This window comes from Acidimicrobiales bacterium, from assembly GCA_036270875.1.
Lineage (GTDB): Bacteria > Actinomycetota > Acidimicrobiia > Acidimicrobiales > AC-9 > AC-9.
On record DATBBR010000016.1, the window covers coordinates 20,258 to 31,176 of the forward strand.

Below are 10,919 nucleotides of genomic sequence, written 5' to 3' on the forward strand. Positions count from 1 at the left end.
TTGGCAGCGGTTCAGGCCGGCGCCGACCAATAGGCTGCGTCGCCATGCCCGAGGCGACGGCGCCGTTCGAGCCGCCCGACAACTGGAGGTGGGCGGCCGAACCCGTCCCCCCGGGGCCCGCCGTGATCTTCGACCTCGACGGCGTGCTTTCGGACGCCGCCAGTCGTCAGCACTATCTCGAGTCGCCCCGGCGGGACTGGAACGCCTTCTTCGACGCGTGCGGGGACGATCCCCTGATCGAGGAGGTGGACCGCCTGCTGGACCTCCTGGACAAGGAGCTGGCCATCATCCTCGTGACGGCCAGGCCCATACGGGTCCAACCCCAGACGCTGGCCTGGCTCGACCGCTACCGGCTGCGTTGGGACCTGCTGGTGATGAGGGAGCTGGGCGACTACGACGCGGCTCGCCACTTCAAGAGGCAGGCCGTATCCGACCTGCGGGCATACGGGTTCCGGCTGCTGCTCGCCTTCGAGGACGACCGGCGTAACCTTGAGATGTTCCGCGGAGAAGGAGTCCCGTGCCTCTACATTCACTCGGGCTACTACGACTGAGCCCGGGAGCCGGCCCGTCAGGAACGAAAGCACCGTAGCCGGACGTTCTGGTGGGTAGAAAACGAGGAATGGTGGTCGATGGGATTTAGGAACACCCTCAAGACATACGTACTGCTGGCTGCCCTCGGCGGCCTCCTGATCGTCATCGGGTTCGGTGTCGGCGGTTCAAGTGGCGCGGCGATCGGCCTGGTCATCGGTCTGGTGATCACGGGCGCCTCGTACTGGTTCTCCGACACCATCGCCATCAAGGCGGCGCGGGCCACCCCGGTCAGCGAGGCGGAGATGCCCGAGTACTACCGGATAGTGCGGGAGCTGACCCAGCGCATGGACATGCCCATGCCGCGGCTGTACGTGACCCCCGAGATGCAGCCGAACGCCTTTGCCACCGGCCGCAGTCCCAAGCATGCGGCTGTCGCCGTGACGAGAGGCATTCTCGGGATACTCGACTGGGACGAGCTGCGGGGGGTGCTGGCTCACGAGCTCAGCCACGTGGGCAACCGCGACATCCTGATCGGCTCGGTGGCCGCCGCGGTCGCCATGGGCATCACGTTCGTCTCCCGGATCGCGCTCTGGACGACGATCTTCACCGGAGGTGACGGCGAGAGCGGCGACAACATCTTCGCCACGCTGGCGCTCGTCATCCTCGCCCCGATCGCCGCCTTCCTGCTCCAGCTGGCTCTGACCCGCAGCCGCGAGTACGAGGCCGACCGGTCGGGCGCGCGACTGCTCGGAGACGGCGAGCCGCTGGCTCGGGCGCTGGCCAAGATCGAAGCGGGCGTGAAGGCCGTCCCCATGAACGTCCCCCCCGCCGAGGCCTCCATGTTCATCGTCAACCCACTGAGTGGCCGGCGGGTCAATTTCGCCAACCTGTTCATGACCCACCCGCCGACGGAGCAGCGCATCGCCCGCCTCCGCTCGGGTCAGTGGCGTAGCTGAGGCCGGCGAGGCCGGCCCAACTTCGAGGCTCAGTCCCTGAAGTTGGAGAACTGGAGGGGAATGCCGAAGTCCTCGGCTTTCACGGCGGCGATCACGGCCTGAAGGTCGTCGCGCTTCTTGCCCGACACGCGCAGCTGGTCGCCCTGGGTCTGGGACGAGACGCCCTTGAGCTTCATGTCCTTCACGAAGCGGTTGAGCCGGCGGGCGTGGTCAGCGGAGATGCCTGCGTTGACGGTGATGGACTGGCGGACCGACCCTTTGGCCGCCTCCTCCACCTTGCCGGCGGCCAGCGCCTTGAGCGAGACCTGGCGCCGCACCAGCTTTTCCTCCAGCACCTGATGCAGGGCCCGGAGTCGGTCCTCGGTGGACGAGCGCAGTCGGAGCTCACGGTCGGCCAGCTCGACGCTGGAGTCTGTGTTCTTGAAGTCGAAGCGGGTCGAGGCCTCCCGGTTGGCCTGGTCGACGGCGTTGCGGACCTCTTGGAAGTCGACCTCGGAGACGATGTCGAACGTCGGCATGCTCTCAAGCTATCGCCCGGTCGGGTGCTCGCTGCCCAGCCTGCCTGGGCGGTCAGGACCCTGCAGTATCGTGCGCAGCGCGGGTCGGTGCCCGAGTGGCCAAAGGGAGCAGACTGTAAATCTGCCGGCGTTGCCTTCGGAGGTTCAAATCCTCCCCGGCCCACAATTGGCTGGCCCATGACGATGGGGCGAGCGCTGCGCCATGTTGTCGGGTCGAAGGGCCCTCGGGTCTAAGGTCCGGCGCCATGCGCAGGAGCGTGAACGTCCCGGGGTTGTGGCGGCTGCCCGCCTTCTCGCACGCGACCGTGACCGGCGACCACGTCTACGTCTCGGGAGCCCTCGGAACCGTGGGAGAGTCCGGCGAGCTGGCGCCGGGAGGCACCGGTCCGGAGACGCTTCAGGCACTCCGCAACGTCGAGCGGATACTGGCGGCGTGCGACGCGACGCTCGACGACGTCGTGAAGGTGAGCGTCTTCCTGGCCGACATGGCGACGGGACCGGCGATGAACGAGGCCTATCTCTCGGTGTTCACCGGGGATCCGCCCGCCCGCATCACCGTCGGCGGCGTGGGTCTGGCGCTCGGCGCCGCGGTCGAGTTGGACTGCATCGCCCACCGGGGCTCCTGACGCCCAACTAGTTCCTTCTAACTAGTCGAGACACCCAGCCCAATCCCTCGGGCGAGTGAAAACGGCCGAAGTGGGGGAAGACTGGATGATGCGACGAGGAAAACAGGAAACAACGCCGAAACACGTGCATATGCGATCCCTGCGCCGTGCCGCCATCCTGTCCGTCTTACCGCTCGCCACAGCTCTCTTCGCCGCCGCACCAGCTGGATCCGCCACCGCGGCCGGTGCCTCGACCCCAGCCCAGTACCACCGCCTGCTCCTCCCCTTCGGAGCGAACAAGTCCAACAACTGGTCCGGCTACAACCAGGGGACCCTGGAGCAGGGAAGCAAGCTGTTCAGCCAGATCTCAGGCGACTGGAACGTGCCCACGGCCACCCAGCACAAGGCCGGGGAGGCGGAGAACTCCTCGAGCTGGATCGGCATCGGGGGTGGCTGCGTCGACACCGGGTGCACCGTCCCGGACCCCACCCTGATCCAGACCGGCACGGAGCAGGATGTCGCGGCCAACGGCACGCCGAGCTATTCGGCCTGGTGGGAGATCATCCCGGCACCGAGCCTGACGATCAGCACCATGAGCGTCCACCCGGGTGACCACATGCACGCCAACATCGCCGAGCTCGTGCCCCTGACCGAGCTGTGGACGATCACCATCCAGGACGTCACCACTGGTCAGTCCTTCAGCCAGACGGTGCCCTATCCCTCGACCCATCTGACGGCCGAGTGGATCACCGAGACCCCGACGCTGATCGGCACGAGTGGCACGAGCCTCGCCGCCATGCCCAACCTCTCGGGGGCGACCTTCTCGTCGGCCAAGACCAACTCGGCGGCCGCCGGTCTCAAGGCCTCGGAGGAGATCCAGCTCGTCAACACGAGCGGCCAGGTCCTCGCCACCCCGTCGGCACCCAACAGCACGGCCGATGGGTTCAGCGTCTGCACCTACGCCACCAGCTGCTAGCACTGCCTGCCAACGCAACCGTGTCGTCGGCCCGGCCATCAAGGCCGGGCCGACGTCGTTGTCGCAGAACGGGTACGTGTTCGCCGCGCCCGGCTGGGGTAACGTAACCTAACCGTAATGCGGGCGTCGGCCCCCGGCCGGTGCCAGCGAGTGGCCGGATGTGGGCCTGGCTTGAGCTGACAGGGCGAGGGCGATGCGACAGCTGTGGGCGGATCCAGGACGCCGGGCACGACCGGGCGACACCGACGGGCAGGACGGCGCAGCGTCCGACCCGCGGGCCCCGAGCCTGGTTCGCCCCGCGATCCTCGGCTTCCTCGCCACCACCGCCATCACCATCGGGGCGTCCCAGCCCGCGTCGCCCTTCACCCTCAAGCAGCCCGATGCCTGGTACTTCGGTATCCCCAATCCGGGCGGGCACGCCGAGGGCCTCCTGCTCAGCCTGGTGCTGGTGTTCGCCGGGATGCTGGTGCTCTCCAGGGTCTGGTACGACCTGGCCCGCGTGCTCGACCGCCAGAGTGGCGTGCCGGTGAAGAAGCTGGCCGTCATCTTCGCCATCTGGGTGCTGCCGCTGCTCGTGGCGCCCCCCCTGTTCAGCCGGGACGTGTACAGCTACGCCGCCCAGGGCGACATGGTCACCCACGGGATAACGCCCTATCAGTACGGCCCCAGCACCTTGGGTGCGGGGCCGTACGTGACGAACGTCGACCCGCTGTGGGGCAACGCCCCGGCACCCTACGGTCCGCTCTTCCTGCGGGTAGACGGCCTGCTCGTCACCCTCACCGGCCACAACCCGCTGGCGACCGTGGTGGGCTTGCGCCTCCTGGCTCTGGTCGGCGTGGTCCTCATGGCCGTCTTCATCCCCAAGCTGGCCGAGGCCTGCGGGCGCGATCCCGCCACGGCCTTCACCCTGGCCGTCCTCAACCCGATCACCCTCCTCCACCTCATCGGGGGGGCCCACAACGACGCCCTGATGCTCGGTCTGCTCGTCGCCGGTGTAGCCCTGGCCAAACGGGGAAGACCCGTGCTGGGCATCGTGGTCTGCACCTTGGCCGTCGGCATCAAGGTTCCGGCCGCCGTCGGCATCCTCTACATCGGGTGGGACTGGCTCGGGACTGACGTGCCCTGGCGAGAACGGGTCCGGCCGCTGCTGACCGCCTGCCTCATCGCCGGGGGGGTGATGGCGGTGCTCGCCAACGTGACCGGCATGGGATGGGGCTGGGTGACATCCCTCGGCACGCCCGACGCCGTCCGCTCCATGATCGCCCCCACCACCTTCCTCGGGACGTGGGGTGGACACCTCTTCCACGCCCTGGGCGTGGGGCCGAGCCCGCACGCCATTCTCTCGCTGGCACGCGGCCTCGGGCTGGCTGCTGCCGCCGCGGCCGGGGCGCTCCTGTTCCTCCGGAGCCGCCGGATCGGCACTGTGCAGGCCCTCGCCCTCACCCTGCTCGCCATCGTGGTCCTGGGGCCCGTGGTGCAGCCCTGGTACGTGGCCTGGGGGCTGATCCTGCTCGCTCCGGTAGCCGCCGGACGGGCCTGGGGCGTGCTGATCGGGCTGTCGATCGGCGTCTCCTTCCTGGAGCTGCCGGGGGCTCGCCTCCTGCTGGACGAGCTCAGCCGCAACAACGTCGCCTACGTGCTGCTGTCGATCGCTGTCCTGCTGGTCACCCTCGCGGTGACCACCCCCTTCGGCCGCACCGTCGGCCGGGCTCGGCGCTTCCTGCTCGAACGGACGCTGCCCGCCGCCCCCGTCCCGGAGGCGACTCAGAGCATTCGCTGAAGCACGGCCACGTCCAGCCAGCGACCCAGCTTGCGTCCCACCTCCCGCTCCATCCCCACCAGCTCGAACCCGCATGATCGGTGCAGCGCGATGGAGGCCTGGTTGTCCCCGACGACGCGACCCACCACGGTGTGGAACCCGTGCGCCGTGGCCAGACGGGTGAGCTCGGCCAGCAGGGCCCGCCCCACGCCCTGGTTCCGCCGCTCGCTGTCCACGTACACCGAGTCTTCGACCGTGGTGGCGTAGGCGGGCCGGTCGCGGTAGCGCGAGAGGGACCCGAAGCCCAGGACGGAGCTCCCGGATGTGGCCACGACGGCCGGATAGGCGCCGGCGTGCTCGGCCAGCCAGCTCCGTTGCTCCTCCGGGCTCCGGGGGACGATGTCGAACGTCGCCGCGGAGAGGATCTCGCGGTTGTAGATCGACAGGATGGCCTCGGCGTCGGCGAGCGTGGCCAGCCGGATCAGCATGTGGTCGACGCTATCCACTGCCATCCGTCCGGGGCTGGCCTCCGGGGTCCGCTTGGGACCGGCTGGCGGGCCCGGGGCTATCATCGGGGATTGCGGCCGGCCAGGTCCGCCACGGCCCCCTTAGCTCAGTCGGCAGAGCACAGCCATGGTAAGGCTGGTGTCGTCGGTTCGATTCCGACAGGGGGCTCATTCCTGGCGGCGTAGCTCAGTTGGTTAGAGCACACGGCTCATAATCGTGGGGTCGTCGGTTCGAGTCCGACCGCCGCTACCAGCAAGCCCGACAGTCACCGGTGTGAAAGGAGGCCATTCCGTGCCCAGGACGGACAAGCGGGTGAAGGTCACCCTGGCCTGCGATGTGTGCAAGCGCCGCAACTACATCACGATGAAGAACAGGCAGAATGATCGCGAGCGCATCGAGATGAAGAAGTACTGCCGATGGGACCGCCAGCACACGCTGCACCGCGAGACCCGCTGATGGTAACGGCGGCGGGCCTTCGGAGGTCGGACAGCTGATGGGCGACGCCGCCGCCGAGCTCGTGGCCAGGGCCAAATCGGGCGAGCGATCGGCGTTCGACGATCTCGTCCGGGAGACATATGCCGACACCTACGCCTTGGCCTTCCGCTTGACAGGCAACGAGGACGACGCCTGCGACGTGCTCCAGGACGCCTATCTGAGGGCGTACCGGTCCCTCAAGCGATTTCGGGGCGACGCCGCCTTTTCGACCTGGATGTACCGGATCACCGCCAACTGCGCAACGACCCATATGGTGCGTCGGGGTCGGGCCCGCCACGAGGAGCTGGACCGGGATGCGCCCGTCGTCGACGGCCGGATCGACGGCGATCCCGAGGCCATGGCCGGGGTCACGCTCGAGCTCGGCCGGGTCGCCATCGCCCTCCAGGACCTCCCGCCCCGCCTGCGGGCGGTGGTCGTGCTGCGGGACATCTACGACCTGCCCCACGAGGCGATCGCCTCCGAGCTCGGCATCAGCGAGGCGGCGGCCAAGGTCCGTCTGCACCGGGCCCGCAAGAAGCTGCGCGAACGGCTCTTCCCCACGCGGGGGGAGCGACTGGCCGAGGGGCGGGCTCGTGCGGTGTGAGGAGGTCGTCGACGCCCTGCCCCAGATCATGGACGGCCTGGAGACGGCGGATCGCAAGGTCGTTCGCCATATCGAGACCTGCCTGCGCTGTCAGGCCGAGCTCGTGCAGTACCGCAAGCTCTTCCGGGTCCTCCACCAGATGCGGGCCCAGGGGGCCAAGCCGCCTCCCGGGACGGTGGGTCGGATCCTCACTGGGATCGAAGAGGCGGCCCAGCGGGGCGCCATCCGCTCTGCGCTCGCTGGGCGGCGCATGGCCTATGTTGCCGGCCTGACGGCCGCAGCGGGGGCGGCGACCACCGCCGGCGTGGTCGTCGTCCTCGCCAGCAGGAGCCGCGGCCACAAGGTGGGCCTGGTCGGATGGCCGTTGGCAGGCCGGGTGCCGCAGGCGGTCAGCAGTTTGCCCGGTGCTATCCTCACTCGGAGCCCCCAAGGGCAGTAGCTCAATAGGCAGAGCACCGGTCTCCAAAACCGGCGGTTGGGGGTTCGAGTCCCTCCTGCCCTGCTCGCCCGGTGACCGGAGCCGAGGATCGCCGTGAACCGTCAGACCAAACGTATGCTGCAACGCCAAGGCCAGAACCAGGGCCCCGTCGCGGCCGAGCCGGCGGTCCCGGTCAGCGAGCCGACTCCCAGCCGTCAGCGGGAGACCCCGCGGCGCACGACCCCGGCCGAGTTCCTCCGAGAGGTCCGCAACGAGCTGCGCCGGGTGGCCTGGCCGTCCCGGCCCGAGGTCATCAACTACTCGACCGTCGTGCTCGTTACCCTCGTGGTACTCGTGTCCATGATCTTCTTGCTCAACTACCTCTTCTCCAAGGCCGTCCTGTTCCTGTTCAACGCGTGAGCTTCACACCATGAGCGACAATCCCACCCTCCCCCCCGACAGCCCCGCCGAAGCAGTGGCGAGCGGTGCTGGCGACGGCACCCCGACCGAGCCCCTTCAGGGCGAGGTCCAGGAGCGCGCGGCCGAGGAGCCGGTGCCCGAGGAGTCGAGGGCCGAGGAGTCGGCGGCCGAGGAGTCGACGGCGGCCGTGCTCACCGATGCGCTCGAGACCGGCCCCGCCGACGCCGCCCCCGCCGAGGACGAGCTCCCCGAGGAGGAAGAGGAAGAGCGGGTCGCCGAGAGCCCGTACGACCGGCCTGGGCAGTGGTACGTCGTCCACACCTACGCCGGCTACGAGAACAAGGTGAAGTCCAACCTCGAGAGCCGGATCTCGTCGATGAACATGGAGGATCGGATCTACGAGGTGGTGATCCCCATGGAGGACGTCGTCGAGTTCAAGGGCGGCCGCAAGGTCGTCGTGCAGAAGAAGGTGTTCCCCGGCTACCTCCTCACCCGCTGTGAGCTCGACGACGACTCCTGGTCGGTCGTGCGCAACACGCCCGGGGTGACCGGGTTCGTCGGCCCAGGCACGAAGCCGACGCCGCTGTCGCGGCGCGAGGTGGAGAGCATCCTGCAGGTCAAGCCCGAAGGTGCCGAGGGCGTCAAGAAGACCCGGCCCCGCCTCGAGCACGAGGTGGGCGAGACCGTGCGGGTCAGGGAGGGCCCGTTCGCCGACTTCTCGGGGCAGATCGCCGAGATCAACGAAGACCAGCTCAAGCTCAAGGTGCTCGTCAACATCTTCGGACGGGAGACGCCGGTCGAGCTCGAGTTCAGCCAGGTCGCCAAGCTCTAGGCGCCGGCGGAGGAAAGGGACCCGAAGTGGCCAGAAGGCGCGTCGTCGCCATCGTGAAGATCCAGCTGCCGGCCGGCCAGGCCACGCCTGCGCCCCCGGTCGGGACCGCCCTCGGCCCCCACGGCGTGCAGACCATGGAGTTCTGCAAGCAGTACAACGCCGCCACCGAGGCCCAGCGGGGCACGATCATTCCCGTCGAGATCACGATCTTCGAGGACCGGTCGTTCTCGTTCATCCTGAAGACGCCGCCGACCCCGGTGCTGCTGCGACAGGCGGCCGGCGCCGAGAAGGGGGCGGCGACGGCGGGCAAGGAGATGGTCGGTACCGTCACCGACGCCCAGCTGGCCGAGATCGCGCAGGTGAAGATGCCTGACCTCAATGCCAACGACCTGGAGTCGGCCAAGCGCCAGATCGCCGGCACGGCCCGGTCGATGGGCATCAGCGTGGCTCGATAGGAGGCGGACGGTGTCATCCAGAGGAAAGCGCTACACCGATGCGGGCCGGCGGTTCGACCGCCAGCGCCTGCACACGCCGGCCGAGGCGGTCGACGTGGTGAAGAGCCTCGGCACGGCGCGCTTCGACGAGACCGTCGAGCTGGCCGTCCGCCTCGGGGTCGACCCTCGCAGGGCCGATCAGATCGTGCGGGGAACGGTCAGCCTGCCGGCGGGCACGGGCAAGGCCGTGCGGGTGGCGGTCTTCGCGACCGGCGACGCCGCCACCGAGGCCCGGGACGCAGGAGCCGACATCGTCGGAGGGGCCGAGCTGGCCGCCCGGGTGCAGAACGAGGGGTTCCTCGATTTCGACGTGGCCATCGCCGCGCCCGACATGATGGGCCAGGTGGGTCGGCTGGGCCGGATCCTCGGACCCCGGGGGCTCATGCCCAACCCCAAGACGGGCACCGTGACCCCGGAGGTGGGGCGCGCCGTCGTCGAGTTCAAGGGCGGGCGGGTCGAGTACCGGACCGACAAGGTGGGCAACGTCCACGTGCCGATCGGCAAGGTCTCCTTCGACCGATCCCAGCTCCTGGAGAACATGCGGGCGCTCATCGAGGAGCTGCAGCGGGCCAAGCCGGCGGCGGCCAAGGGTCGCTACATCCGCTCGGTTACCCTCGCATCGACCATGGGTCCGGGCGTGCCGGTCGACCCCAACCGGCTCCGCATCGACGACGAGGAGCTGGCCGTCCCCGCGTAGTAGCCTGAATCCCACAACCGATCGCCGGTCGCCGCAGACATCCGGTGCGCCTGGACATGGCGCTGAAAGGGCTGAGGCCCGCCCGACGAGGCGAACCCTCGAGCACCGGGGGCATTCGTCGCCGTAGGCCGCGATGGAGATGCTCGAGGAGGAGCGCGATGGAGAACCCGAGGGCCGAGAAGGTCGCCCTGGTCGAAGAGGTACGGACGCGTCTCTCCTCCTCCAGCGCGGCCATCCTGACCGAGTACCGCGGTCTCAACGTCGCCGAGCTGGCCGGATTGCGCCGCGCCCTGCGCGAAGCCGGGGGCCAGTACAAGATCTACAAGAACACCCTGGTGCGGTTCGCCGTGAGGGACCTCGGTCTCGAGCCCCTCGAGCCGCTGGTGGAGGGACCGACCGCCATCGCCTTCGTCGATGGCGACGCCGCCTCAGTGGCCAAGGCCCTCCGCGACTTCGCCCGCACGAACCCGCATCTGGTCGTCAAGGGCGGCCTCCTGGGCGAGAACGTCCTGTCCGCGGCCGACGCCACGGCCCTGGCCGAGCTCCCCTCCCGGGACCGTATGCTGGCCCAGGTCGCGGGCGCCCTCGCCGCCCCGATGCAGCAGCTCGCCGGCCTCCTCCAGGCGCTCCCCCAGAACCTGGCGTACGGCGTGTCTGCGTTGATCGAGCAGCGCGGTGGCGCCCCCGCCGAAGCTGGCGAGCCCGAGCGGGGTGAGGAAGCGGCACCCGCCGCTGACCGCCCTTCTGACGACAGGGCGGCCACCGCCGATGCCGCTCCCTCCGGGCCCGCCAGCGAGACCGATTCGAGCGCCGCGGGCGAGCCCGAGGCGAGCGCACAAGAGGAACCAGCAGCCACCCCCAGCCCCCCTACCAGCGAGACCAGCGAGGCAGAGACTTCGGCGGAGACGGCCGACGAGACCGGGTGATCTGGTCGGCGCCTCGGCCCGGATTTCGTAGAACCGGGCCGAGGCGCCGAGCCGGGTCACCACGAGGAACGAGAGAAGAGCAAAAGGAGCAATCGAAGTGGCAACCAAGGAAGAGATCCTCGACGGGATCGCGAACATGTCGGTGCTCGAGCTGAGCGAGCTGCTCAAGGAGTTCGAGGAGCGCTTCGGGGTCAGTGCCGCG

General features: G+C 69.2%; 15 protein-coding genes, 4 tRNA genes and 1 pseudogene. 18 read left to right on the forward strand and 2 right to left on the reverse strand.

Translation table 11 applies throughout. The features are described from left to right. Positions 1–44: 44 nt before the first annotated feature. Both VH112_01585 and VH112_01590 read left to right on the forward strand, forming a co-directional pair. Entirely contained in the window at positions 45–551 is a 507-nt protein-coding gene (locus VH112_01585) for a hypothetical protein (protein ID HEX4538911.1), read from the forward strand. Between the two features lie 78 nt (positions 552–629). Further along, the gene (locus tag VH112_01590; GenBank protein HEX4538912.1) at positions 630–1,487 is read left to right on the forward strand and encodes a zinc metalloprotease HtpX; all 858 of its coding nucleotides are present in this window, start codon (positions 630–632) and stop codon (positions 1,485–1,487) included. A 29-nt stretch (positions 1,488–1,516) separates the two neighbouring features. Here the strand turns inward: VH112_01590 and VH112_01595 are convergent, their stop codons facing one another. Beyond that, a complete protein-coding gene (locus VH112_01595; protein HEX4538913.1) occupies positions 1,517–2,005 on the reverse strand; it encodes a YajQ family cyclic di-GMP-binding protein in 489 nt (162 codons plus the stop codon). A gap of 81 nt (positions 2,006–2,086) precedes the next feature. Here VH112_01595 and VH112_01600 point away from each other — a divergent pair. The 4 genes from VH112_01600 to mptB all read left to right on the forward strand — a co-directional run bounded on the left by VH112_01600 (position 2,087) and on the right by mptB (position 5,366). Then, positions 2,087–2,168, forward strand: a tRNA-Tyr gene (locus tag VH112_01600). Between the two features lie 82 nt (positions 2,169–2,250). Further along, entirely contained in the window at positions 2,251–2,631 is a 381-nt protein-coding gene (locus VH112_01605) for a RidA family protein (protein ID HEX4538914.1), read from the forward strand. A gap of 130 nt (positions 2,632–2,761) precedes the next feature. Next, the gene (locus VH112_01610; GenBank protein HEX4538915.1) at positions 2,762–3,586 is read left to right on the forward strand and encodes a G1 family glutamic endopeptidase; all 825 of its coding nucleotides are present in this window, start codon (positions 2,762–2,764) and stop codon (positions 3,584–3,586) included. Positions 3,587–3,779: 193 nt separating this feature from the next. Beyond that, positions 3,780–5,366 carry a polyprenol phosphomannose-dependent alpha 1,6 mannosyltransferase MptB gene (gene mptB / locus VH112_01615; protein HEX4538916.1) on the forward strand — a complete coding sequence of 529 codons (1,587 nt, stop codon included), beginning with the start codon at positions 3,780–3,782 and terminating at the stop codon, positions 5,364–5,366. On the opposite strand, the gene VH112_01620 is transcribed toward mptB, so the two are convergent. Further along, entirely contained in the window at positions 5,351–5,833 is a 483-nt protein-coding gene (locus VH112_01620) for a GNAT family N-acetyltransferase (GenBank protein HEX4538917.1), read from the reverse strand. The genes mptB and VH112_01620 overlap by 16 nt on opposite strands. 114 nt (positions 5,834–5,947) lie before the next feature. Between VH112_01620 and VH112_01625 the strand changes: the two genes are divergently transcribed. From VH112_01625 to VH112_01680, 12 genes and pseudogenes are all read left to right on the forward strand, one after another. Further along, positions 5,948–6,020, forward strand: a tRNA-Thr gene (locus VH112_01625). Positions 6,021–6,027: 7 nt separating this feature from the next. Beyond that, positions 6,028–6,104: transfer RNA gene (locus VH112_01630), tRNA-Met, on the forward strand. A gap of 39 nt (positions 6,105–6,143) precedes the next feature. After that, entirely contained in the window at positions 6,144–6,308 is a 165-nt protein-coding gene (gene rpmG, locus VH112_01635; GenBank protein HEX4538918.1) for a 50S ribosomal protein L33, read from the forward strand. 37 nt (positions 6,309–6,345) lie between these two features. Further along, positions 6,346–6,930, forward strand: coding sequence for an RNA polymerase sigma factor (locus tag VH112_01640; protein HEX4538919.1), 585 nt, complete (start codon positions 6,346–6,348; stop codon positions 6,928–6,930). Then, positions 6,920–7,369 carry a hypothetical protein gene (locus VH112_01645; protein ID HEX4538920.1) on the forward strand — a complete coding sequence of 150 codons (450 nt, stop codon included), beginning with the start codon at positions 6,920–6,922 and terminating at the stop codon, positions 7,367–7,369. Before VH112_01640 ends, VH112_01645 begins: the two co-directional genes overlap by 11 nt. Beyond that, positions 7,360–7,432: transfer RNA gene (locus tag VH112_01650), tRNA-Trp, on the forward strand. Before VH112_01645 ends, VH112_01650 begins: the two co-directional genes overlap by 10 nt. A 51-nt stretch (positions 7,433–7,483) precedes the next feature. Next, positions 7,484–7,768, forward strand: a complete 285-nt coding sequence (gene secE / locus VH112_01655; GenBank protein HEX4538921.1) for a preprotein translocase subunit SecE — start codon at positions 7,484–7,486, stop codon at positions 7,766–7,768. A 304-nt stretch (positions 7,769–8,072) separates the two neighbouring features. Then, a pseudogene (gene nusG, locus VH112_01660) lies at positions 8,073–8,600 on the forward strand (transcription termination/antitermination protein NusG). Between the two features lie 26 nt (positions 8,601–8,626). Beyond that, on the forward strand, positions 8,627–9,055 hold the full coding sequence (gene rplK / locus VH112_01665) for a 50S ribosomal protein L11 (GenBank protein ID HEX4538922.1): 429 nt from the start codon (positions 8,627–8,629) through the stop codon (positions 9,053–9,055). A gap of 10 nt (positions 9,056–9,065) precedes the next feature. Then, positions 9,066–9,791, forward strand: coding sequence for a 50S ribosomal protein L1 (gene rplA / locus VH112_01670; GenBank protein ID HEX4538923.1), 726 nt, complete (start codon positions 9,066–9,068; stop codon positions 9,789–9,791). Between the two features lie 158 nt (positions 9,792–9,949). Then, a complete protein-coding gene (rplJ, locus tag VH112_01675; protein ID HEX4538924.1) occupies positions 9,950–10,717 on the forward strand; it encodes a 50S ribosomal protein L10 in 768 nt (255 codons plus the stop codon). 97 nt (positions 10,718–10,814) lie between these two features. Continuing rightward, the coding region (locus VH112_01680) for a 50S ribosomal protein L7/L12 (protein HEX4538925.1) at positions 10,815–10,919 on the forward strand (105 nt) is incomplete at its 3' end.

Excerpts from the sequence above, each read along its gene's own strand:
- VH112_01585 (HEX4538911.1), top strand. The coding sequence starts at position 45 with ATGCCCGAGGCGACGGCGCCGTTCGAGCCGCCCGACAACTGGAGGTGG.
- VH112_01590 (HEX4538912.1), top strand. The coding sequence starts at position 630 with ATGGGATTTAGGAACACCCTCAAGACATACGTACTGCTGGCTGCCCTC.
- VH112_01595 (HEX4538913.1), bottom strand. The coding sequence starts at position 2,005 with ATGCCGACGTTCGACATCGTCTCCGAGGTCGACTTCCAAGAGGTCCGC.
- VH112_01605 (HEX4538914.1), top strand. The coding sequence starts at position 2,251 with ATGCGCAGGAGCGTGAACGTCCCGGGGTTGTGGCGGCTGCCCGCCTTC.
- VH112_01610 (HEX4538915.1), top strand. The coding sequence starts at position 2,762 with ATGCGATCCCTGCGCCGTGCCGCCATCCTGTCCGTCTTACCGCTCGCC.
- mptB (HEX4538916.1), top strand. The coding sequence starts at position 3,780 with ATGCGACAGCTGTGGGCGGATCCAGGACGCCGGGCACGACCGGGCGAC.
- VH112_01620 (HEX4538917.1), bottom strand. The coding sequence starts at position 5,833 with ATGCTGATCCGGCTGGCCACGCTCGCCGACGCCGAGGCCATCCTGTCG.
- VH112_01640 (HEX4538919.1), top strand. The coding sequence starts at position 6,346 with ATGGGCGACGCCGCCGCCGAGCTCGTGGCCAGGGCCAAATCGGGCGAG.
- secE (HEX4538921.1), top strand. The coding sequence starts at position 7,484 with ATGCTGCAACGCCAAGGCCAGAACCAGGGCCCCGTCGCGGCCGAGCCG.
- rplJ (HEX4538924.1), top strand. The coding sequence starts at position 9,950 with ATGGAGAACCCGAGGGCCGAGAAGGTCGCCCTGGTCGAAGAGGTACGG.